This window comes from Aquidulcibacter sp., assembly GCF_020253525.1.
Classification (GTDB): domain Bacteria; phylum Pseudomonadota; class Alphaproteobacteria; order Caulobacterales; family Aquidulcibacteraceae; genus Aquidulcibacter.
Map to the genome: position 1 here is coordinate 1 of NZ_JADCBK010000090.1, position 22,256 is coordinate 22,256.

25 protein-coding genes are annotated in these 22,256 nt (G+C 56.9%); 9 read left to right on the forward strand and 16 right to left on the reverse strand.

Translation table 11 applies throughout. The annotated features are described in order from the left end of the window. Positions 1–1,079 (reverse strand): type I DNA topoisomerase (gene topA, locus IOB61_RS10950; protein WP_290816361.1); only part of this gene is annotated, 1,079 nt, incomplete at its 3' end. Between the two features lie 185 nt (positions 1,080–1,264). On the opposite strand from topA, the gene IOB61_RS10955 reads away from it, so the two are divergent. Further along, entirely contained in the window at positions 1,265–1,489 is a 225-nt protein-coding gene (locus IOB61_RS10955; RefSeq protein WP_290816364.1) for a hypothetical protein, read from the forward strand. Here IOB61_RS10955 and dprA read toward each other — a convergent pair. The 10 genes from dprA to IOB61_RS11005 all read right to left on the reverse strand — a co-directional run bounded on the left by dprA (position 1,452) and on the right by IOB61_RS11005 (position 10,848). Further along, entirely contained in the window at positions 1,452–2,555 is a 1,104-nt protein-coding gene (dprA, locus tag IOB61_RS10960; RefSeq protein ID WP_290816367.1) for a DNA-processing protein DprA, read from the reverse strand. The two genes, IOB61_RS10955 and dprA, sit on opposite strands and share 38 nt — an antisense overlap. Before the next feature lie 2 nt (positions 2,556–2,557). Next, positions 2,558–3,142 carry a glycerol-3-phosphate 1-O-acyltransferase PlsY gene (gene plsY / locus IOB61_RS10965; RefSeq protein WP_290816370.1) on the reverse strand — a complete coding sequence of 195 codons (585 nt, stop codon included), beginning with the start codon at positions 3,140–3,142 and terminating at the stop codon, positions 2,558–2,560. A gap of 33 nt (positions 3,143–3,175) precedes the next feature. Next, positions 3,176–4,468, reverse strand: a complete 1,293-nt coding sequence (pyrC, locus tag IOB61_RS10970; RefSeq protein WP_290816373.1) for a dihydroorotase — start codon at positions 4,466–4,468, stop codon at positions 3,176–3,178. Then, the gene (locus IOB61_RS10975) at positions 4,458–5,432 is read right to left on the reverse strand and encodes an aspartate carbamoyltransferase catalytic subunit (RefSeq protein ID WP_290816376.1); all 975 of its coding nucleotides are present in this window, start codon (positions 5,430–5,432) and stop codon (positions 4,458–4,460) included. Before IOB61_RS10975 ends, pyrC begins: the two co-directional genes overlap by 11 nt. Then, complete coding sequence (locus IOB61_RS10980; RefSeq protein WP_290816378.1) at positions 5,429–6,049, reverse strand: class I SAM-dependent methyltransferase; 621 nt, start codon at positions 6,047–6,049, stop codon at positions 5,429–5,431. The genes IOB61_RS10975 and IOB61_RS10980 overlap by 4 nt, the downstream gene beginning before the upstream one ends. A 1-nt stretch (position 6,050) precedes the next feature. After that, positions 6,051–6,524, reverse strand: a complete 474-nt coding sequence (locus IOB61_RS10985) for an NUDIX domain-containing protein (protein ID WP_290816381.1) — start codon at positions 6,522–6,524, stop codon at positions 6,051–6,053. 121 nt (positions 6,525–6,645) lie between these two features. Beyond that, positions 6,646–8,511, reverse strand: coding sequence for a DNA mismatch repair endonuclease MutL (gene mutL / locus IOB61_RS10990; RefSeq protein ID WP_290816384.1), 1,866 nt, complete (start codon positions 8,509–8,511; stop codon positions 6,646–6,648). A gap of 78 nt (positions 8,512–8,589) precedes the next feature. Then, positions 8,590–9,144, reverse strand: a complete 555-nt coding sequence (locus IOB61_RS10995) for a DUF3035 domain-containing protein (protein WP_290816387.1) — start codon at positions 9,142–9,144, stop codon at positions 8,590–8,592. A 104-nt stretch (positions 9,145–9,248) separates the two neighbouring features. Further along, positions 9,249–9,794: a signal peptidase II gene (lspA, locus tag IOB61_RS11000; RefSeq protein ID WP_290816390.1), complete on the reverse strand. Its 546-nt coding sequence runs from the start codon at positions 9,792–9,794 to the stop codon at positions 9,249–9,251. 67 nt (positions 9,795–9,861) lie between these two features. Continuing rightward, on the reverse strand, positions 9,862–10,848 hold the full coding sequence (locus IOB61_RS11005; protein WP_290816393.1) for a YafY family protein: 987 nt from the start codon (positions 10,846–10,848) through the stop codon (positions 9,862–9,864). 84 nt (positions 10,849–10,932) lie between these two features. Here IOB61_RS11005 and argJ point away from each other — a divergent pair, with 84 nt between their 5' ends. The 3 genes from argJ (at position 10,933) to IOB61_RS11020 (ending at position 12,828) form a co-directional block, all read left to right on the forward strand. Beyond that, entirely contained in the window at positions 10,933–12,165 is a 1,233-nt protein-coding gene (argJ, locus tag IOB61_RS11010; RefSeq protein ID WP_290816396.1) for a bifunctional glutamate N-acetyltransferase/amino-acid acetyltransferase ArgJ, read from the forward strand. 73 nt (positions 12,166–12,238) lie between these two features. Further along, positions 12,239–12,655, forward strand: coding sequence for a (deoxy)nucleoside triphosphate pyrophosphohydrolase (locus IOB61_RS11015; RefSeq protein ID WP_290816399.1), 417 nt, complete (start codon positions 12,239–12,241; stop codon positions 12,653–12,655). Further along, positions 12,652–12,828: a Flp family type IVb pilin gene (locus IOB61_RS11020; RefSeq protein ID WP_290816402.1), complete on the forward strand. Its 177-nt coding sequence runs from the start codon at positions 12,652–12,654 to the stop codon at positions 12,826–12,828. Before IOB61_RS11015 ends, IOB61_RS11020 begins: the two co-directional genes overlap by 4 nt. Here IOB61_RS11020 and IOB61_RS11025 read toward each other — a convergent pair. After that, positions 12,825–13,748 carry a methyltransferase domain-containing protein gene (locus IOB61_RS11025; RefSeq protein ID WP_290816405.1) on the reverse strand — a complete coding sequence of 308 codons (924 nt, stop codon included), beginning with the start codon at positions 13,746–13,748 and terminating at the stop codon, positions 12,825–12,827. The genes IOB61_RS11020 and IOB61_RS11025 overlap by 4 nt on opposite strands. 48 nt (positions 13,749–13,796) lie before the next feature. On the opposite strand from IOB61_RS11025, the gene IOB61_RS11030 reads away from it, so the two are divergent. Beyond that, positions 13,797–14,582: a ComF family protein gene (locus tag IOB61_RS11030; RefSeq protein WP_290816408.1), complete on the forward strand. Its 786-nt coding sequence runs from the start codon at positions 13,797–13,799 to the stop codon at positions 14,580–14,582. Next, the gene (locus tag IOB61_RS11035; RefSeq protein WP_290816411.1) at positions 14,575–15,474 is read left to right on the forward strand and encodes a CPBP family intramembrane glutamic endopeptidase; all 900 of its coding nucleotides are present in this window, start codon (positions 14,575–14,577) and stop codon (positions 15,472–15,474) included. Before IOB61_RS11030 ends, IOB61_RS11035 begins: the two co-directional genes overlap by 8 nt. Here the strand turns inward: IOB61_RS11035 and IOB61_RS11040 are convergent. Next, positions 15,396–16,607, reverse strand: coding sequence for a pseudouridine synthase (locus IOB61_RS11040; RefSeq protein ID WP_290816414.1), 1,212 nt, complete (start codon positions 16,605–16,607; stop codon positions 15,396–15,398). The genes IOB61_RS11035 and IOB61_RS11040 overlap by 79 nt on opposite strands. Before the next feature lie 196 nt (positions 16,608–16,803). Between IOB61_RS11040 and IOB61_RS11045 the strand changes: the two genes are divergently transcribed. Then, positions 16,804–17,895, forward strand: a complete 1,092-nt coding sequence (locus IOB61_RS11045) for an acyltransferase (RefSeq protein WP_290816417.1) — start codon at positions 16,804–16,806, stop codon at positions 17,893–17,895. Positions 17,896–17,911: 16 nt separating this feature from the next. On the opposite strand, the gene IOB61_RS11050 is transcribed toward IOB61_RS11045, so the two are convergent. Next, positions 17,912–19,054: an RNA methyltransferase gene (locus IOB61_RS11050; protein ID WP_290816420.1), complete on the reverse strand. Its 1,143-nt coding sequence runs from the start codon at positions 19,052–19,054 to the stop codon at positions 17,912–17,914. A gap of 125 nt (positions 19,055–19,179) precedes the next feature. Between IOB61_RS11050 and IOB61_RS11055 the strand changes: the two genes are divergently transcribed. Beyond that, positions 19,180–20,394, forward strand: a complete 1,215-nt coding sequence (locus IOB61_RS11055) for an NADP-dependent isocitrate dehydrogenase (protein ID WP_290816423.1) — start codon at positions 19,180–19,182, stop codon at positions 20,392–20,394. A 291-nt stretch (positions 20,395–20,685) separates the two neighbouring features. Here the strand turns inward: IOB61_RS11055 and IOB61_RS11060 are convergent, their stop codons facing one another. Further along, on the reverse strand, positions 20,686–21,039 hold the full coding sequence (locus IOB61_RS11060; protein ID WP_290816426.1) for a DUF4345 family protein: 354 nt from the start codon (positions 21,037–21,039) through the stop codon (positions 20,686–20,688). Between the two features lie 101 nt (positions 21,040–21,140). On the opposite strand from IOB61_RS11060, the gene IOB61_RS11065 reads away from it, so the two are divergent. Beyond that, positions 21,141–21,494 (forward strand): helix-turn-helix domain-containing protein, encoded by a 354-nt coding sequence (locus IOB61_RS11065; protein WP_290816429.1) that lies wholly within the window; start codon positions 21,141–21,143, stop codon positions 21,492–21,494. A gap of 24 nt (positions 21,495–21,518) precedes the next feature. Here the strand turns inward: IOB61_RS11065 and IOB61_RS11070 are convergent. After that, on the reverse strand, positions 21,519–22,256 hold a 738-nt coding region (locus IOB61_RS11070; protein ID WP_290816432.1), incomplete at its 5' end, for a ribose-phosphate pyrophosphokinase.

Below are 22,256 nucleotides of genomic sequence, written 5' to 3' on the forward strand. Positions count from 1 at the left end.
CGATTGGGGTCAGTGGGCCGGATCGCTTCATGTGCTTCTTGAGCATTCTTAGCTTTCGAGCTGTAATAGCGAGGTTTTTCGGGAACATACTCGCTGCCAAATCGGTCACCAATCACAGCCCGACATTGCATAATTGCGGCCTGATCCATCGCGACGCCATCGGTTCGCATATAGGTGATGAGGCCAACCGTTTCGCCGCCAATATCAACGCCCTCATAGAGCTTCTGGGCCACTTGCATGGTCCGTTGTGCATTAAAGCCCAATTTGCGGCTGGCTTCCTGCTGCAGGGTTGAGGTGGTGAATGGCGGCGCGGGTGAGCGCTTAAGCGGCTTGGCCTCTAGGCTTGCCACTGTGTAGCTACCAGCCATGGTCGCAGCTTTGGCAGCTTCTGCAGAGGCGGCATCTGGCAAATCAAATTTGTCGAGTTTCTTGCCATCAAGGCTAACAAGGCGCGCCTCAAAAGCGGCACCGATTTGCGCTTTGGCTTGGGCCGTCACCGTCCAATATTCACGCGCCTTAAAGCGCTCAATCTCCATCTCGCGCTCAACAACCAAGCGCAGCGCGACCGATTGCACCCGACCAGCAGAGCGCGAGCCTGGCAGTTTCCGCCACAGGACAGGGGATAGATTGAAGCCCACCAAATAATCGAGCGCGCGGCGTGCCAGATACGCATCGACCAATTCCTGATCAATCTGGCGCGGATTGGCCATCGCGGCCAAAACTGAATCCTTGGTGATCGCATTAAACGTGACCCGCGAGACCGCTTTGTCTTTGAGGACTTTGCGCGATTTCAGCGCTTCCAAGAGATGCCAAGAAATGGCTTCGCCTTCCCGATCGGGGTCGGTGGCAAGGATCAGACTATCGGCTTTCTTGACCCGCTCAGCAATGTCGCGAATGCGCGCCGCCCCCTTGCTGTCGGCCTCCCACACCATCGCAAAGTCTTCATCGGGGCGGACCGAGCCATCCTTGGATGGCAAATCGCGCACGTGACCAAAACTGGCGACCACATCATAATTGGTCCCCAAATATTTGTTGATGGTTTTGGCCTTGGCCGGTGATTCAACGACTACGAGATGCATGTTTGGCTTATCAGACTTTGAAAGGGCCTCTGCAAATGCAGAACCTCACGGGCGGAAGTGGGTTCGCAACGGGCGTAATGTCAATGGCTTTCCGCAAATCTAAGTGTAATGCATCTTGACGTGTGACCCTTGCGTGATACAACTAGAAATATAGTCACACCGTTCAGGCCATTATAGGGTGAACCATGTCCACCGCGCAAAATCCTGTTTCAACTGCCTCTCCCACCGATCGGATCGCGGTGGCTGACTTCATTCGCAACCTTGCCCAAGAGCTGGAGCAATTGAGTGAAGATCACGATTTAGAAGCGGTGGCGGCTTGTTTGCGGGCTGCCGCATCAGAGGCTCGTCGCGCCAAAGAACGCGATCGCTTGGCTAAACTGGGGCTGAAACCAAACCGCCGGGCTGGATAATTGCCCGTCCGTCAAGCTCAAGCTCGACCACAATGGCTGCCAAAGTGCGCCAAGGCAGGCCTGAGTCGGTTGCTAAATCCGCCAAGCTAACCGGGACCGGCGACAAGAGGGCAGCGATGCGGTCGATGTCGGCCTGTGTGAGATTAAGGCCGGTTTCTTCGTGCGTATAGCCGATAGGCTTATTCTCCTTAAGCCCCGCTCCACCCTGTAAGCAGGTGAGGACATCTTGCACATTGGCCACCAAATGGGCCCCATCCCTTATAAGGCTATTTGGCCCTGCAGCCCTGGGGTCGAGGGGAGAGCCCGGCACCGCCATCACATCGCGACCTTGTTCAGCTGCCAAACGGGCCGTGATGAGAGATCCTGAGCGGGCTTCTGCCTCCATCACTACGATACCTTGGCTGAGGCCCGAGATGATCCGATTGCGTCGTGGAAAGTCGCGCGCATGGACGGTGGCATAAAGTGGGCTTTCAGAAACCAAGAGCCCGCGCGCGGCAATCTCGTGATAGAGGCTTTCATGTTCGGGCGGATAAATATGGTCAAGGCCACCGGCCAAGACCGCTATTGTGCCTGAGGTAAGGCTGGCACTATGGGCGGCCCCATCAATCCCGCGAGCCAGACCTGAGACAATGACATAGCCTGCCTGTCCAAGGCCTGTGGCAAATTCGCGTGCCAGACGTAAGCCTGCCGCCGACGCATTGCGGGCACCGACGATCCCCACCATTGGTTTGTGCAACAGGCCTGTTTGTCCAAGGACGCTGATTACAGGCGGCGGTGGGGTCAGGGCAGCCAGTCCAATCGGGAAAGCAGGCTCACATGCCGCAAGGATCTGGCCGCCGAGCGCTTGTGTGGCGGCGATTTCGTCTTCAGCTTGGTCGGCTGTGATGAGGTGGATTGGCTTGCCGCGCGCTTGCTTGACCAAGTCGGGCAGGGCCGAGAGCACGGCGCTGACCTGTCCATAGCGGGAGAGGAGGCCAAAAAAACTGACCGGACCTATTCCCTCACTGCGCGCTAATCTTACCCAATCCCGTCTTTCTTTATCGCTCAGCACATGCTGGGTTTGCATCTCTATTTTTTGCCAATTTTGGGCTCTTCACCTTTGATCAGACGGGCGAGATTTTCGCGGTGCCGGATCCACACCAATACAGACATGAAAAGCGTTGCCCCAACCCCGATGGGGCTGGCATGAAATGCCACTGCAATGAGTGGCGCGGCAGCAGACGCCACCAACGCACCTAATGACGAATACCGAAACACAAAGGCTGTGGCTAACCACAGGGCCGCAGCTAAGGTACCAACCGGCCAAATGCCAATCAACAAGGTGCCAAAGAAAGTTGCAACCCCTTTGCCGCCATTAAATTTCAACCAGATTGGAAAACAATGCCCCAATAGGGCGGCTGCACCGGCAATATAGCCAGCATCTTGCGATAAATACTCCCGCGCCAGGATCAGCGCGAGTGCGGCTTTGGCGGCATCCAAGAAAAGGGTGGCTAGGGCAACATCCTTGCGCCCCGTGCGCAATACATTGGTTGCGCCAATATTGCCCGAACCGACTTGGCGAATATCGCCAAGACCTGCCAAACGGGTCAGGAGAAGCCCAAATGGGATGGAGCCCAATAGATAGCCCCCCACGATCGCAATCAGATAATCCATAGTCCCCCCAAGACGTTTAGAACCTGCGTGCGCCTAGTCGAGGGCACTGAAAACTTTTTTGCCCGCTACCCAAGTCGACAAGACCTTACCTTGCAAGGTCCGCCCATCATAGGGGGAATTGCGCGATTTCGAGACCATGCGGCTGGCGTCAAAGCGAATTGGGAAGCCCAAATCTACCAAAATCAAGTCGGCGGGAGCCCCAGCCGCAATCCGGCCCTGTGGCAGACCAAGAATCTGGGCAGGCGCGGAGGTCATGGCCCGGATCAGGTCCAAAAGCTCAATCAAGCCTTCATGATAGAGGCTGAGGGCGGCAGGCAGAAGGGTTTCAAGCGCGCTGGCCCCAAAGGCGGCTTCATCAAAGGGCAGGCGCTTTTCTTCCGCAGGGCGTGGGTCATGGCCTGAGACAATTACGTCCACAATCCCAGACTTTACCCCTTCGATCAAGGCTAAGCGGTCTTGCTCCCCACGCAAGGGCGGGGAAAGCTTGGCAAAAGTGCGGTAATCGCCCAGATCATTTTCGTTTAAGTTCAAATGGTGCACGCTAACCGAGGCGGTGACATCCAAGCCTTGCGCTTTGGCTGCGGCGATGCGCGGCAGGGTGGCTTCAGACGAAATCATGTCGAGAAGAAGCTTCGCGCCGGTCAATTCCGCCAATTGAATATCGCGATTGGCGGCGATGGTTTCGGCTGCACTGGAAATGCCTGCAAGTCCAAGGCGGGAAGAAAGCTCGCCCATATTCATCATGCCGCCTTCGCTTAAGAAGGCATCTTGTGGCCGTGAAGCCACCAGTGCATCAAAGGCAGAAGCATATGACATGCAGCGCTGCATAGTCCGCGTGCTGACAATCGGGCGGTCACTATTGGTGAACATCACCGCACCGGCATCCGCCATCAAGCCAAGCTCAGCGATGCGCTCGCCCTTGAGGCCAACGGTCAGAGCCCCCGCCGCCAAAACACGTGCAAGCGAGCGGTCACGACCGCGGCGGGTGATGAAGTCCACCAAAGCGGCATCATCAATCACGGTCTGGGTATCGGGTTGCAGCACCATGGTGGTAACCCCACCGGCCACAGCAGCCTTGCCAGCCGTGCTGAGGCTTTCGCGCTGCTCTTCGCCCGGCTCTCCGGTAGAGACATGCAAATCGATGAGGCCGGGCATTAAGGCGTGGCCGTCGCAATTCAGGGTGATGGCGTTGGAAGGCGCGGCCACCTGAGGTCCGCTGGCAAGGATCAGATCACCTTGGACAAGCACCTCGCCTGGACCATCAAATTGGCTTGCGGGGTCTACCAAACGGGCATTGATAAAATGATGCAGGGGCTCAGTCATCATAGGCCTCCTCATTGGCCCCATGGCTGGCAAGGGCTTCGAGCACAGCCATGCGGACAGCAACCCCTGATTCCACTTGGTCGACGATCAGCGAGACGCGCGGGTCATCGGCAATATCAGAATCGATCTCAACCCCACGGTTCATGGGGCCTGGATGCATCACTTTCACATGCGGGGCCGCCACGGCCAGCTTGCGGGCATCGAGGCCGTAGAAGCGGAAATATTCCCGTGCTGAGGGCACATAAGCTCCATCCATCCGCTCCAGCTGCAAGCGCAGCATCATCACCACATCCACTCCGGCAAGTCCTTCGAGCATCGAGTGGTAAATCTCACAGCCCCAACGGTCGACATCAGCGGGCATCAGGGTCGGGGGCGCGATCAGGCGGACGCGTGCGCCCAGCATGGAGAGGAGAATAACGTTGGAGCGGGCAACACGCGAATGCAGCACATCACCGCAAATCGCGACCACCAAGCCTTCGATATGACCAAAGGAGCGCTTCAGTGTTAGGGCATCTAGCAAGGCTTGGGTGGGGTGTTCATGCGTGCCATCGCCGGCATTAATGACCGAACAACTGACTTTGCGCGCCAACAATTGGGCGGCACCAGAGGCTGCATGGCGCAAAACCAGAATATCTGGCCCCATGGCGTTTAAGGTCGCCGCCGTATCCAACAGCGTCTCCCCCTTGGAGACGGAGGAGCTTTTGACCGCCATATTGACGGTATCTGCACTCATGCGCTTTCCGGCAAGCTCAAACGAGGCTTGCGTGCGGGTTGAGTTCTCGAAAAAGAGATTGACGAGGGTGCGGCCCTTTAAAGTCGACAATTTCTTTTCGCGCGCCTGGGTGAAGGGCAAAAAGACTTCGGCACGCTCAATCAGTTCCAAGGCCTCTAGACGGTTGAGATCGCCGATTTGTAAGAGGTGGCGCTTGGTGAAAGGCGCGCGGGGTGGTGGACTATCGGGACTCATGAAGTGGCACGCCCCCAGACATTATAGCCCGCAAAGCGCGGGGTGTTTGGCAAATACATGTCGTTGATTTCATTGCACACAAAGCCGCTGCTTTGCAGCATAGTTTGCGTATCCCGGGTGAGGTGACAACCCCCTGCAATCGCCTTCCAAATAGGCTCGATCCGCTTTTGCAAGCGGGCCACTTCGGCATCTGGGGCGAGGCCATGTTCGCAGAAGAGGATTTGACCGCCGGGCTTTAGAAGGCGCTTGGCTTCAGCCAAAGCCCCAGCATAGTCAGGGATCGTACAGAGCGCATAGGTGAACAGGATCGTATCGGCGCAGGCGTCTGGTAGGCCCGTGGCCTCTGCCCCAGCGACAATTTCTTCGACCACAATGTCAGTCCGCCGCTCGGCGCGCTTCCAAGCGAGCATGCTGGCGGATGGTTCAACGGCAATGACTTTTTCAACCTTGCTGGCGTCTAGAAACGGCAGATTCGTGCCCGAGCCAAAGCCCATATCGACAACAACGCCTGTGGCACGCGGGATTAGTTTGGCCCTTTGCTTAGCGATGGGTTTTGCGCCACAGGCACAGCCAATAAAGCGCGGCAGAACAAAGCGTTCATAGAGCCCAAACAACATGCTAGCGCCGCCCCCGTGCGCCGATCAATCGCTCGCGCACCCACAAGAGGATCGCCCAGCTATGGGCATCATGGCGGACCTTTTTCATCGCGTCATCAATCGTCACCCAAACCAATTCATGGTCTGGCTCAATCGGCGTGCCTTCGGTCGAGGTCAGTTCCACTTCGAAAAAGGCACAGAGCGAATTGGTTGGCACCCCGTCATTGATCCAGAATTGCCCCGCGCGGCATAATTGGCGAACAGGCCACACCGTCAGGCCGGTTTCTTCGTCAAACTCGCGCACAACTGCTTCAGCATCACTCTCGCCCGACTCAACGCCGCCGCCTGGCAAATCATAGTGGAAACTCTGGGAGGTGCCGACTTTGACGAGGGCAATCTTCTCATCATTGCGGGTGCAAAGGCCGTAAACGCTGGGCCGCTCTTTATAGGTTTTGCCGTGTTCGGTGCGCCCGAACTGCATCGAAAAATGCGCCATAAAGGCCTCATAAGCTAGGATTGCAAAAGCGAAAAGCGCCCTCGGCAGATGGATCCTGTCTAGTCCTGCTTGCCCAATAGGTCGAGGGGGGGATGCATCGAAACACGCACCGCCAAGGCGACTATTTCCTGCCGAACAAGCGCTCAATATCGGTCAGCGATAGTTTCACAAAGGTTGGTCTGCCATGGTTGCATTGTCCCGCGCGCGGGGTGCGTTCCATTTCGCGCAATAAGAAGTTCATTTCATCGCCGCTCAAGTGGCGACCCGCGCGGACTGAGCCGTGGCACGCCATAGTCGCCAGCACTTCATCAATCCGCTCTTTGAGGGAGAGGCCTTCATCATAGGCGGCCAAATCATCGGCCAAATCTTGTAGTAATTTTTGCGTATTCACCTTGCCCAGAATGGCGGGCGTTTCGGTGACCGCAATCGCCCCACGGCCGAAGTTCTCAATTCCCAGACCAAAGCGGGCAAATTCTTCTGCCCGCGCCACAAGGCGCTCGCAATCGGCTTCATCCATTTCAACGATTTCGGGGATCAGGCTGGGTTGACGCGCAATGCCTTGGCCTTCCATTGCCGCCTTCATGCGCTCTAAGGTCAAGCGCTCATGGGCGGCATGCTGGTCGACAATCACAAGGCCATCCGACGTCTCGGCAATAACATAGGTCGCGTGCAGTTGGGCTTTGGCTGCCCCTAATGGATAGGACGTTTCTTCCTCTCGTGGCGTGCCCACATCGGGGGGCACGTCATGACTGGCGCGCGCCATGGGTTCGGCAAAACCCGCCAAAAGTGAGCCTGCTTCACGCCCAGCTTCAATCGCCCCAGCGGGCGGCTGATAGGGCAGGTGGCTTGGCCGGTACGGGCTTATACTCCCGCCCCCACCACCGCGTGACCACGGCGTGCCAAACCCCGTTTGGGCCCCCAGTGCCCCCAAAGTGGCCTGACCCAAGGCTTGCGGGCTTCGAATCCCACTGGACCCCAAAGCATGGCGTAGTGCGCCGATCACCAGCCCGCGTACCAAGGCAGGGTCACGGAATCGTACCTCGGTTTTGGCCGGGTGCACGTTCACATCGACCAGTTTCGGGTCCATTTCGAGGAAAAGTGCCAGAACCGGATGGCGGTCGCGGGCCAAAACATCTTGATAGGCGGCCCGCGCTGCCCCCTTCAGAAGTGGGTCTTTCACCGGCCTGCCATTGACGAACAAATGCTGATGGCGGGCATCGCCGCGCGCGGCGGTAGGCAGGCCTGCTAGGCCCGTTAGGCGCACTTCGGCGCGCTCAGTATCAATCACCAACGCATCGGCGGCCGCATCACGGCCCAAAATAGCTGCCACGCGGGCAGACCTTTGGCTAGCCGCATCCCCCCCCTCCGGCACGACTTTCAGCGCGGTCCGTCCATCGAGGTCGAGGGTAAAGGCCACGTCTGGCCGCGATAAGGCCAAGCGCTTGACCATGTCGGAAATGGCCAAGCTTTCTGATCGCGCCGACTTCATAAAATTCAAGCGGGCAGGGGTTGCGAAAAATAGGTCGCGCACTTCCACCCGAGTACCCGATCGATGATTGGGCCAAGGTGCAGGCATGGGCCCTTCTTGAACACCACCTTCTACCCGCAAAGTCCAAGCTTGGTCTGCGTCCTTGGCACGCGAGGTGATAGCTAAGCGGGCAATGGCCCCAATCGAGGGCAAAGCTTCGCCGCGAAAGCCCATGGTGACGATGTTGAGCAAGTCTAAATGCCCGTTTGCATCGGGGGCGAGTTTGGAGGTTGCGTGACGTTCCACCGCCAAGCTCAATTGATCCCGTGGGATGCCGCACCCATCGTCTTCCACCAAAAGCCGGTTTATCCCGCCCTCCTCGGCGAGAATGCGAATGGAGGTTGCCCCCGCATCGAGGGCGTTTTCTACAAGCTCTTTAACCGCCGCAGCGGGGCGCTCAATCACTTCGCCCGCGGCGATCTGGTTTATGGCATCTGGGGGAAGGCGGGCAATAGTCATGGCACGACCATGCGCTTTCTGGCCTGAGTCGACCAGATGATGCTGCAAACAGACGCGGTCTTTGCCAGTTGGTTTGGCCTACATGCCCGGCAGTTTGAAGCCACGCGGCCTATTCTGCTGGATGCTGACGGGTTGACCACCGGTTGCGTTGCGAATGGCAGATTTCTCAAGACGCAAACGCTCCGCCTCGGCCTCGGCCATCAATGGGTCAGCCGGCTGGGTTGGCGTCGGGGCGACCAAGCCCATAATCCGGTCGGACAAACTGGTGGGTTTGCGCGCGACGCCGCCGGTTTCTTCATCAATCACGGCGCGAATGCGGGGGTCTGCATTGGTGCCGCCTGCTTTCTCGACCAAAAGACGCTCACCCTCAGAGGCAGTCGCGCCAAGTTGCACGCCAAACACAGCGCTGCGGGCCTGCAAGTCAGCGCGCAATTCCATCGGACGGGCTTCACCGGGGCGGGGTGGGCGCAGATTAAATTCGGGAGGGACAACCAAGGGCGCTTTGGAGACGACGCGGAATTCATCAGGCGCGGTTTTCTCGCTGCCCAAGGCTTGGCGTACGCTGGTGCATCCGCCCAAAGCGATGACGGCCAAACCAGTGACTGCCATTAGGCTAGAATAGGATTTCTTCACAGCATCGCTCCATATCTCTCATACCGTCCACGCGAGACCTTCATAGACGCAAGCTTGCCTGAAGGTCCAGATGTTCACGCCGCTAGTGGCCCAGACTCACGCGGTTACTGGCTTTTTGAGCCAGAATTTTGTTTCGATTGTGGCGTATCGTCAGGGTTCATCAGCATATCAATGGCCAACAAGATCGCGCCAATTGTAATCGCTGCATCGGCCACATTGAAGACCCAAGGAAAAAAGAAGCCCGAAAAGTCCAAGAAATCTGCGACCGCACCGAATCGAACCCGGTCGATCAAATTGCCAATCGCCCCGCCAATCACCAAGGCCAAAGCGATAAAGGTCTGTCTGCGTTGGGCTTTGAACAGCCAAACCGCAAAGATAGTGGCGATCACGCCAGACATGATCACCAAGCCCCAACGTTGCCAGTCCGCATGGGCTTTCAGCGCACCAAAACTGACCCCGTAATTCCATACCATGGTCAGATCAAAGATGGGGGAGATTTCAATCTTGCCGATCGTCAACAGGTCAAGATGGTTCAATACCCAATATTTGCTGGCTTGATCCAAGCAAAGGATCACAAGGATCAGCACGATACCCCAAATAGGGGCTGGAGCAGCCGCTGGAAGCTTCGAGGCGGAGGGTGGCGTTGTCATGGGCGCTCTTTAATGTGTTTTGATCGGCCAAGGAAATGCAACAAACAGTGAGGGGATTAAAGGTCCGTCAGGATTTTATCATGGTGCCCGCAAGCTCTAGGGCATTGGCCATGGCCCGCTTCAAAGCCGGTGGCTCAAGGATTTCAAGTTTGCCACCCCAGCGGAACAAGCTCCAAGCCAGTTCGTTCAAGCCACCGCCATGAAGATGGACCAAAAGGGCCCCATCGGCCTGACGCTCAAATACTTGCTTGGGATGAAACACCCAACGGCTTGCTTCATCGGCAAAGTCGGGAAACACGCGTAGACAAACATCGACGGTTTCTTCCTGATAAACCCCGAAAGACCGTTCTGAATAGGCCTGAAGATCAAAGCCATCGGGCGCACCCCCTGGCAGATCAAGCATGATGGGCTGGCCCATTCTGTCGATCCGCCACATCCGCGGCGCTATGGCCTCGTCCATATGGGCTTCGCGCGCGATTAAATAGGCCTCGCCACCAAATAAAATACCATAGGGGATGAGATCGCGCTGGCGTGGACCACCTGAGCCACCGCTATAATGAACCCGCACTTGCTTGAGGGCCAAAAGCGCATCGCGCAGCACTTGCAGAACGTCTTTATCCACGCTCGCCCGCGGTCCAGGTTGAACGGCGATGGCTTCAGCTTGCATCAAGGCTTCAATATCGGTGGCCAAGCGGCGCTTCACATTGGATTTGAGCGCGGAGAGCATTTTGGTCTCAAGGCTCGCCAAAGCGCCAGCTGCTTGCGGATTGGTGCGCTCTAGCTGTTTTTGGCCAGTGGTCAGGGCTGCCAATTCTTCGCTGGTAGGGGCCAAAGTAAAGCTATCTAAACCCTTCGGCAGACGCCATCTTTTGGTTGGAGGATCGGAAATCTCCTCTAAATCGGGATACATCATCACCAATTGATCGCGCATACGTTCGATGGTGCGGCGCTTCACATCTAACTTCTCGGCCATTTCATCCAAGGTTAGGCCATAGGTGGTTGCGGCCAAATGACGGGCGAGTTCAACAAGTCGGGCAGATTTTTCGTGTCGCATGCCGCCTTCTCGCCCTGAATCTAGCTTGAGGTCAAACGCGAAAACGTGTCGACTTGTGGGGAGGCTGCGGTTAGAGCGATTTGCATGAAAGATCTGCCTATCTCCCCGCTCGCCCCTGCTGCCTTTCCAACCCTGCCGCCTGTTGCTGGCATGCGCGCATCGGCCAGCCGTATTGGGCTCTATGGCGGCACGCGCAATGATCTTTTGACGGTGGTTTTTCCCGATGGGGCCAGCGTTGCCGGTGCCTTTACCCGCAGCACAACCCGCTCTGCCGACGTCGAATGGTGCGCAACTCAGGTAAAGAAGGGGCAGGCGCGGGCGCTTGTGGTCAATGCCGGCAATTCGAATGCATTTACGGGGCCTGCAGGCCTTGCCAAAAATGCAGCAACGGTGGCTGAAACCTGCCGCCTTGTTGGCTGTGAGCCGCATGAGGTTTTTCTAGCCGCGACCGGCGTGATCGGCGTGCCCTTGCCGGCACAAAAGGTGGCAGACGCCTTGCCGAACGCGTTTGAGGCCTTGGCCGCACCGGATTGGGAAAGTCTCGCGCGCGCGTTTTCCACAACCGATACCTTCCCAAAAGGGGCTGGCACCACGCTCGACTTAGATGGCACGCGTGTGAATTTGGTAGGCCTGGCCAAAGGCTCGGGCATGATTGCACCCAATATGGCGACCATGCTGGTTTTCATCTTCACCGATGCCGCTGTCGCACCCACTATCTTGCAAACCATGGTCTCTGCCCATGTCGAGACGACCTTCAACGCCATCACAGTTGATAGCGATACATCGACCTCAGACACCCTGTTGGTCTTTGCAACCGGTGCCAGCGGAGCAGCCCCGATTACAGAGGAGAAGGACCCGCGGGCAGCTAAACTGTCGGAAGCTCTGCGCACTGTTTTCCATGATCTGGCGTTACAAGTCGTCCGCGATGGCGAGGGGGCCCAAAAGCTGATCCAGATTGATGTGCAAGGTGCCGCAGACGACCTATCGGCCCGGACAATCGGGTTTGCCATTGCGAATTCGCCCTTGGTGAAGACGGCTATTGCAGGCGAAGATGCCAATTGGGGCCGGGTCATCATGGCGGTTGGTAAAGCCGGCGAACCAATTGCGATTGAGCGTCTGGCCGTGCGTTTTGGCGGTCAATGGACGGCCAAGGCAGGCGGGGCTGTGCCCTATGATGCGGCCTTGGTAGATGCCCACATGAAAGGTCAACTCATCGATATCCTTGTGGATGTCGGCGTGGGAGACGGCCGCGCCCGTGTTTGGACCTGCGACCTAACCCACGGCTATATTTCTATAAATGGTGATTATCGGTCCTAATATATTGGATTTGATCGCCCAAAATTGGGATTATTTAATATTTGTGACCTATGTGTGGGGTGGGTAGGGGCTCATGCGACTTTTATTGGTAGCCGCAGCGGCTTTGGTGAATGGGAATGGTGCCGTGTTGTTAGCACAACGACCAGAGGGAAAAAGTCTTGCTGGGCTCTGGGAGTTTCCGGGCGGCAAAATTGAATCTGGTGAAAATCCAGAAGCGGCTCTGTGCCGTGAGTTGGCAGAAGAGCTGGGCCTTGCTGTCAATCCCGAGGATCTTCAGCCCTTGACCTTTGCCTCTCATACCTATGCGGATTTCCATCTTTTGATGCCGCTTTGGACAACCCGTCATTGGCGGGGTGAACCCCAAGGGCGGGAAGGGCAGAATTTAGCTTGGGTGCTGCCAGAGGCTTTGGACTCCTATCCAATGCCAGAAGCGGATATTCCCTTAGTTCCAATTTTACGTGAGCATCTTAACCAGAGTCGCTTGTCATGATTTTAAAGAAACTAAAGAATCAGCGTGGGGCAACCGCAATTGAATATGGTCTCATCGCGGCTCTTATGGTGATCGTGATGATCCCGGCCATGCAAATGGTCGGTGGCAACACCAATGGCATGTATGATCGCATTACCAATCAGATTGTTGGGGCGATGGCAGCGGCCCGCTAGCCCATTGGCTTCTCACCGGTGGGGATTTCGCGAGTCCCCAGCGCATCTGCCAAGCGCATTTTGGCGCTTCCCCGCGGCAAAGGCTTTTGCTGGCTTTCATGGGGTGCCCAGCCCGTCAACGTAATTAATTCAAACGTCGCGCGCACTTTGCCATCTGGATCGGCATGATTGGCTTGATACAGGTCTGCCGCGCGCGCGATGATGCGCCGGGTCAACGGACGCCTCGGCCTATGAGAAAAGGCTGCGCTTTCCCCCATGGCTTTAATGTCTCGGAACAAGCCAAACAAATTGGCATAACGAACGGTCACCACATCGCTGTCGGCAACGGGTAAAGCAAAACCCGCCCGCTGCAATAAGTGCGCGCCATCTTGGGCATCGGCAAAGGGGGATACGCGCGCAGTCGCCTCGCCATAGGTTTCAGTCTCTGCCTCTGCCAAGCATGCCCGCAATTCTTGCAAGGTCCGCCCGCCCAGAAAGGTCACGAGCAACAGACCATCGGGGCGTAACGCAAGGCGGGTTTGGGCCATAAAGCCCGGCACATCATTGACCCAATGCAGGCCCAGTGTGGAGACGATCAAGTCCAGGCTTTGGGGGGCGAGGGGCATATGATCTTCATCGGCGAGGAAAGGCGCGCCAGGCCCGTGCCTAAGCATGGCGGGGCTGATGTCACATTCGGCAAGCGCGCCGATCTTGTCACGAAGAGTCCCGTGGCGGGCAATCGCCTCTGCCAGAAACCCGCCGTGAGAGCCGATGTCGAGGGCTTGTTCAAATCGGCGATTGATAAAGTCCAACCGCTCGCACACATCAGCGACCGCGCGCTCTTTCAAAAAGGCGACCGAGCGATACCCACGCGCAGCGCGCTCACGCCGGATCGCCAAAAGCTTCCGATCAAACAACGGGGTTATGTTGGGGCTTTCCATGGCGATCAGTTTTGCGCTATTTCTGAAAAAAAGACCACAGGTAGAGGGATGATTGCACGATCTCAGCGGCTTTACCGTCTCGGAACTACACTTGCTGATCTGATTTGGCCACCGCGTTCGCTGCTATCGGATGCGCGGGTTGACCGCCTTGGAACCTTGGAAGCAGACCTATGGCGTGGTCTCGACTTTTTGTATGGACCGGGCTGCATCCGCTGCGGCTTTCCCCTGCCAGAAGCCACTGGGCCCGAAACCTTATGCCCAGCCTGTATTGCGCAGCCACCGGTTTATCATCGCGCACGGGCTGCCTTGGCCTATGATGATCTATCGAAGCCCTTGGTGTTGTCGCTCAAACATGGCGGCCGCAAGGATGGGCTGCGTGCCTTTGCCAATTGGATGTTGGAGGCAGCCCCGTTTGTCTGGGAGGCCAACCAAATCTTGCCCGTTCCCTTGCATGGGTCACGCCTTTGGCAGCGCGGCTACAATCAGGCCGCTTGGTTGGCCCAAGCCTTAGCCAATCGTACTGCACGGCCCTATAACCCCCTCTTATTGCAGCGAAAACGTAAGACACCCAGCCAGAATGGGCTGTCGGCCCGTGGTCGTAAACGCAATGTAGCGGGGGCGTTTCAGGTTATGGGGCATGTCCGGGGACAGAGCTTTGTTCTGGTCGATGATGTGATGACGACTGGGGCAACTTTGGAAGCCTGCACTTCGGCGTTGTTGCGCGCTGGGGCTGCGCGGGTCGATTGCGTGGCCTTGGCACGGGTGGTGCGACCCACTAAGCTTGATGTCCCGACCGAGCCCCTTGGCACGGCGGAGGAGGTTTTTAATGTCTGAAGAGTCCCCGGCAACCCCACGTCAGGCGGGTCATTTCTTGCAACTGATGCAGGGGAACCGGTCAAAGACATGGCGCACGATTGCGGGTGGGATCGGCATATTTCTGGTTTGGCAAATCACGCTGATCATTCTGGCCTTGGCCTTTGAGCCTTTGACGCGCATGTTGCTACTCAGAGGTCAAGACTTCACCGCGAAGGACGAGGCCTTAGGGGCGCTTGGTTTGATGGTAGGCGGCTTTGGGCCAGCATTTCTTGCCCTGTTGGCGTGGCGCCACTTTGTTGAGAAGGCCTCTGTTCGAACCTTATTTACCGGAGAGAGCCGGTTTCGGTGGCCGCTCGCCTTGGCGGCGGCTTTAGCCATTGTCGTCTTGAGTTTTCTGACCTCTGCGGCGTTTGCTCAGGAAAGTATGGGACCTTTTGAGGAGCGGATCGCGAAATTTTCGCCATCTGATTGGCTCTTATTGGCGGGGGTCTATGTGATTGGGACCTTGGTGCAAGCCACGTTTGAAGAAGTCTATATTCGCGGCTGGCTCTTGCAACATATCCATCGCTTCATCGCCCATGGCTTTGTTTCTGTTCTGGTAACGGCTGCGATCTTTTCCATGCTGCATATCGGCCACCCAGGTTGGGCAACCTATGTGGTGACCTTCGCCATGGGCCTTGCCTTTGGCTATTCGGCTTGGCGGCTAAACGGATTAGAGGCAGCGATTGGGGGCCATGTTGCCAACAACTTTATGAGCGCCCTTCTGCTTGGAACCCTCGTTGGCGGCAATCCCGCAGAAATGGACCTGATGGAAGGTGTTGCTTATGCCCTCTATCTGCTGGGCTTTCTTGGCTTTGTGGAAGCTTGGGCGCGCTTTGGCCCATCGCCCGCCCGCCGGGGTGCCAGCTGAGGCTTGCCTTTGGTGGCGTGCCCCACGTCAAAGGGCTTCTTCTGACCAGCTTTCGCTTTGCCAGCCCAATCGGATTTGCCTTTAGCCGGTAATGCGCCCGCGCCTGCATGCGCCGCACGACTTTTCGCTTTGCCAGCTTCGCGTCGCATGGTTTCTTCTTCCAGCAAGCTGACACGCGTTTTGGCAGACTTAGGCGGCGGTTTTGGTCCGCGCCGACCTGTTTTGGCCGGGGCAGGGGCTTCCACAACAGGCCGCGCGGGACGGGCCGGTCTGCTGGAAAAGCGTGGCGGCAAATCCGGCATCAAAGCGCCCAGCATTTCCTTCAAGGCGGAAGGGGCCACTTCTTCCACACTGCCCGGTGGCATTTTGCCCAATTGGAACGGGCCATAGGAAACCCGGATCAGGCGGTTCACTTTCAGACCAATGGCTTCCAGCACGCGACGGACTTCGCGATTCTTGCCCTCGCGGATCGAGACCGTGATCCAGGCATTGGCGGTCTCCGCACGGTCCAAAATGGCCTCCATCGGCCCATAGGTTATGCCATCCACGGTGATGCCATCGGCCAGCTTTGCCAATTCTTCCTGGCTAACCCGACCAAATGCACGCACGCGATAGCGCCGGAGCCAGCCAGTTGACGGCAATTCCAGCGAGCGCGCCAGACCCCCATCATTGGTCAGAAGTAACAAGCCCTCAGAGCTTAAATCCAAGCGGCCAACCGAAATTACCCGCGGCAAATCCTCAGGCAAATGGTCAAACACGGTTTCGCGGCCCTGCGGGTCTTTGTGGGTGGTCACCAAGCCATCGGGCTTATGATAGCGCCAAAGACGGGTTGGTTCTGGGCTGTCGACCGGGCGGCCATCAACAGCGATCCGGTCTTGGGCGGTGACATTAAAGGCCGGGCTTTCCAGCACCACGCCATTGACGGTTATGCGGCCTTCTTCAATCCACCGCTCGGCCTCGCGCCGCGAACATAGGCCTGCGCGCGCCAAGGCTTTTGCGATCCGCTCACCGGGGCGTTCTGCACTGATTTGGGCCGCAGGGGGCGGCGCTTCGTCCAGCGGCTTGCGTTGCCAAGGCTTGGCATCTTGCGCGCCTTTTTTGCGCGGGGACTCGTCGCTTGGGTCAAATGTCATCGGTCATGCGCCTCGCAGCCCTCACGGGCGGCCTCGTGTTCGCCGCTGTGATTGCAGGAATTGCGTCGAAAGTCGAGTGAGACGCGCAATGACAGATCAAAATGACGTCAATGGCTGATTTACACAGTCTTCTTATCGAAGTTACAAGATTAATGAATTAGTTTCGGGCGTCCTTATTATCTATGCTAGGCCCTTCATGCTTTATCCCGCAGATATACGCCCATTAACGGGTTTGCGCTTTGTCGCTGCATTCTGGCTCTTAATCTATTTTTTCTGGGAACGCTTCGATCTCGGTCCACGCGATGCCATTGGCATTGTCCAAGCAGGCAATTATGGCGTTGACCTGTTCTTCATTTTGTCAGGCTTTGTTTTGGCCCATGTTTATGGCCCCCAAGTGGAAGCCAAGACTTTTTCTTGGCGCAGCTTTGTGTGGGCACGGCTGGCGCGTATCTACCCACTACATCTGATTTGCTTGGCTGCGATGGTTGCCATTTGGGCGGCGGGTAATTTGATGGGGGCTTCCTTTAAGGCGTCTGCCTTTGTGGTAGAGCAAATCCCCTATCATCTGGCTTTACTGCATGCTTGGGGCCTTGTGGCCTCTGACGGGTGGAACTTCCCATCCTGGTCGATTTCAGCCGAATGGTTTGCCTATCTGACATTTCCGATCAGCTTTGGGATCGCAGCCTTATTTGCCAAGCGGCCCTTGATCGGCGTCGTCATTATGGCTGGGGTGTTCGCCGCTTTTGTGGCGTGGATGGCCCAGTATCAAATCGAGCTGATGAATATGACCTGGCAGGGCGGCATTGTGCGCATTGTGCCGTCCTTTGCGATGGGGATCGCCTTATGGCTGTTAGGTCGCAATTTGACCTTGCCCAAGGGCGTCGCAGGCTTGGGCGTGGCGATCAGCACCATTTGGATTGTTATGGCTGCAGCTTGGGCGTGGCCATCCTCCTGGATTTGGCCGGGCCTTGCAGGTCTTGTTTTCTTCTTGGCAGAAACCTCCAAAACCAACCAAACCCCACTTTTGGCCTCTAAGACCTGGGTTTATTTGGGCGAGATTTCCTTTGCGGCCTATATGGTTCATCTACCCGTTGACATCGCCATGTATCAAATTGTTGAGCGCGTGATGGGCGAGCCAAAAGGCACACTCGCACTGGTGATTGGGATTTTTGGCGTCGTGGCCAGCATTATCGCAGCAGCCATCGCCCATGCCCTGATTGAAAAGCCCGCCCGCAACTGGTTACGCGCCAATATCCCAAGCTTTATGGCGGGTAAATCAAAGGCCTAAGCGCCGCGTGTTTCTGTTAGGCAGCGAACGCCTGATACATGGCTTCTTGGATGCGGCCTTTGGACAGCTTTACCATCCAAGCGCCCACATGCCCTTTAGCCTCGCGCACAAAGATCACGCCATCTTCACCATCAAACACGCTGCGCAGATAATCAGCTTCGAGCGGGCCGAGGCCAATTTTGGCCGCCTCGGTCTCAAGCTCCCGGCAGGCTGCTGGATCGCCGTTACGACGCGCTTTGATCCAAGCTTCCAGCTTGGCGCGCTGGGCTGCAGCATCGGTTTCCAGCGCCCGCCGGCGCGGTCCGCCAGCCAAAGAGCGCAAGGCACCGCGGATCAAGCTGATTTCATTCATCGTGAAACGACCGCGCACAAAGGCGTTGCGCATGGTTTCCACCATGGTTCCTTTGCGGTCTTCCGGCCAGAAAAAGCGCGTCTCATCGAGATCTGCGACCCAGTGTTCAAAGAAGCTTTCAAAGGCCGCGCGTGGGGCTGGCACTTTTTCTTCAATCATCCAGCCGGGTGGGGGGCCTTTTGCCTCTGATCCACTGGCCCATTCATAACAAAAGCACGCCACCGACTGGGCAAGGTTCAGACTGGGGAAGCGTCCATCGACTGGAAAGGTCACAAGGAGGTCTGCGCCAATAATTAGATCATTGTCGAGGCCAGAGCGTTCAGACCCAAAGAGGATCACGGGCTTTTCGCCTGCTGCCATAGCTTCCCGCATGCGGGCCACCGCTTCGCGGGGGCCGATCAGCGGCTTATCGAGTTGGCGCGGGGTGCCAGTTGTCGCAATCACAAAAGTCTTTTCCGCCAATGCCTCTTCGGCGGTCTCAACCACTTGTGCGCTTTCCAATGGCCATTCAGCCCCGCTGGCCAATGCCCAGGCCTTTGGATTGGGCCAGACGTCGCGCGGCTTGACGAGAATCAGCTCTGAGAAGCCAAAATTGGCCATGGCACGCGCCGTGGCACCAATGTTCTCACCCATTTGGGGATGGACAAGGCAAATGGCGGGGGCTTCCCCCCAACCGGGCAGGGCGGCTTGCTCTGCCTTTGACAGCGGCCCATTTGGACCAACGCCTACGGGGCGAGAGCCATCAAAAGCGGGCTTTGGTGGGGCCCAAGCGGTTGGCGCGGGGGCTGGTTCTGCATCTTTACCCATTTTGTCGCTGTCACTCTTGTTGAAGACGTCTTTTCCGTGTCGCTGGAGGTGCTATAGCCCACCCAACCGATTTGCGGACACATCACTTACAGGCCGCGACGTTCGTGGACCAATAGGGGAAAAACATGGCGAAGATTAAAGTTGCTAATCCAGTTGTCGATCTTGATGGCGACGAAATGACCCGCATCATCTGGCAGATGATCAAAGACTTCTTGATCACGCCCTATCTAGACCTCGAGATTGAATATTATGACTTGTCGATCGAGAACCGCGATGCGACCGACGACCAAGTCACCATCGATGCCGCCAAAGCCATCCAAAAGCACGGCGTGGGCATCAAATGCGCCACCATCACCCCAGACGAAGCCCGCGTCGAAGAATTCAAGCTGAAGAAGATGTGGAAGTCGCCCAACGGCACGATCCGCAACATTTTGGGCGGTGTGGTGTTCCGCGAGCCGATCATCTGCTCAAACGTGCCGCGTCTGGTTCCAGGCTGGACCAAGCCCATCATCATTGGCCGTCACGCATTTGCCGACCAATATAAAGCAACCGACTTTAAAGTCCCTGGCCCCGGCAAGCTCTCGATCAAATTCGTGGGCGAAGATGGTCAAGTGATTGAGCATGACGTGTTTGACTACCTAGGTTCTGGCGTCGCCATGGCCATGTATAACCTCGATGACTCGATCCGCGACTTTGCCCACGCCAGCTTCGCCTTTGGCTTGGCCCGCAAATATCCCGTCTATCTGTCGACCAAGAACACCATCCTCAAGGCCTATGACGGCCGCTTCAAGGACATTTTCCAAGAAGTGTTTGACGAGCATTATGCCGCCCAGTTCAAAGAATTGGGTCTGGTTTATGAGCATCGCTTGATCGACGACATGGTGGCTTCAGCCATGAAGTGGTCGGGCGGCTTTGTTTGGGCTTGTAAGAATTACGATGGTGACGTCCAGTCCGATACGGTTGCACAAGGCTTTGGTTCGCTCGGCCTGATGACGTCGGTTCTGATGACCCCAGATGGCAAAGTGCTGGAATCCGAAGCAGCCCACGGCACCGTGACCCGTCACTATCGCCAGCACCAGCGTGGTGAGCAAACCTCGACCAATTCCATCGCCTCGATCTTTGCCTGGACCCGTGGCCTCGCCCACCGTGCCAAGCTTGATGACAACGCCGAACTCATGAAGTTCGCCACCAAGATGGAAGAAGTGGTGATTGCGACGGTTGAAGCAGGCCACATGACCAAGGACTTGGCCTTGTTGGTTGGCGATGAGCAATCCTGGCTCTCCACCGAAGGCTTCTTGAAGAAGGTTGCTGCAAACCTCGAAGCGGCGATGGCCGAGTAAGACTCGTTTGGCTCTGCCGGCAGGCCCGTGGTCTGCCGGTGGGGGTTAAGTGTTGATCTGCGGACGGCTATAGCCCCACACTTACCAGAAATCATCTTGATGATTTAAGGCTCTTATGGTAGTATTTACATGAGCGCCTCGGGAAACGGTCACTGGGCTTAGACCCACACCCCTTGGGGACAAGAGAAAGGCGGCTCCGTGTGGGCCGCCTTTGACTTTTGGGTAACTTTCGAATTTTTGCAACCTGAAAATGGTTTTCGATGCGTGCTTGGTTTCAGCGCGCGCTTAAGATTAGGGCCCGACCGACAGCCCCACCAACAGCAAAGCGGCAATAAGGCATTCAAAGCCAACGGCGATCCAGTTCTTGGCTTCATTGCCTTGATCCATGAAAATCGAAATGACTCTGCCAATGGCTGCGCCCAGCCAGCATAGCCCCACGGTCAGGAATGCCATGTCGTCTTGCGTGACCAAGGGCACCAATCCCAGAAAAATGAAGGTCACGCCAAGGGTTCCCCGAAACTCTGCCCTTCCGGCTGGGGTGAGGGGAGAAAGACCTGTCAAAGCGGCGGCTTTTTTGGGAAAGAATAATCCCAGACAGCCCATCAAGATCGTGATGATCGCACCCAAGCTCGTGAGTAAATCCACTGTCGCCTCCTTACTTCTCTTGGGCAGAGAGGCTAATCGTGCGATAACCAGAATAATAGTACGCACCTTTTGGTGCCTATACGAAATTTGCAGGAGACCCCATGGGATTGCCGCCAAATGTGCTGTCGCAACGCTGTGCCTCGCGCCGCTATCTGGCGCTGGTTGCCAGCAAATGGTCGTTGCTGGTGATTAATGCCTTGGACGATGGCCCCGCGCGCAATGGCTTTTTGATGCGCAAGGTTGAGGGCATTTCGCAAAAGATGCTGACCCAGACCTTGCGAGACTTGGAGACAACAGGAATCGTCAAACGAGAAGATCACGGCACGGTGCCGCCGCATGTAACCTATGAATTGACCCCGCTTGGGAAGTCTCTGCGGTTAGAAGTGCACTCGCTGGTGACGTGGGTGGAAAGCCATATGCCCGCTTTGCGTGGGGCAGACCCAAACCAATCCTAGACAAAGGCCTTGCAGCTAAAGCCCTCAATCAAACAGCTTCGAGACGCTTTCTTCATTCGCGATCCGGCGGATGGCTTCGCCGATCAGGGGCGCGACGGAGACGCAGCGGACCTTGCTGGACTTCGAGAATTTGTCGCCATGATCGATAGAATTGGACACAACCAATTCTTTCAAGGCTGACGCATCAACCCGGTCAAACGCGCCGCCCGACATCACGCCATGGGCGACATAGGCCGAAACCGAGGCAGCCCCCTTGTCCATCATGGCAGCAGCCGCATTGCACAAGGTACCGGCCGAATCCACAATATCGTCAAACAGGATGCAGGCGCGGCCAGAGACATCGCCGATGATGTTCATCACTTCGCTTTCGCCCGCGCGCTCACGCCGCTTATCAACGATGGCGAGGTCAGCGCCCAAGCGATTGGCCAAGGCACGTGCGCGTACCACGCCGCCGACGTCTGGCGACACAATCATCAGATCATCAGTCTTATAATTGCGGCGAATATCTTGCTCCATCGTGTTGGTGATGAAGAGATTGTCGGTGGGAATATCAAAGAAGCCTTGGATTTGGCCGGCGTGTAATTCCATGGTCAACACGCGATCCGCGCCTGCTGTGGTGACCAGATTGGCGACCAACTTTGCAGAAATCGGGGTCCGACCGCCCGTTTTACGGTCCTGCCTCGCATAGCCGAAATAGGGCAAAACGGCGGTGATGCGGCGAGCCGAGGCGCGGCGCAGTGCGTCCATACAGATTAGCAATTC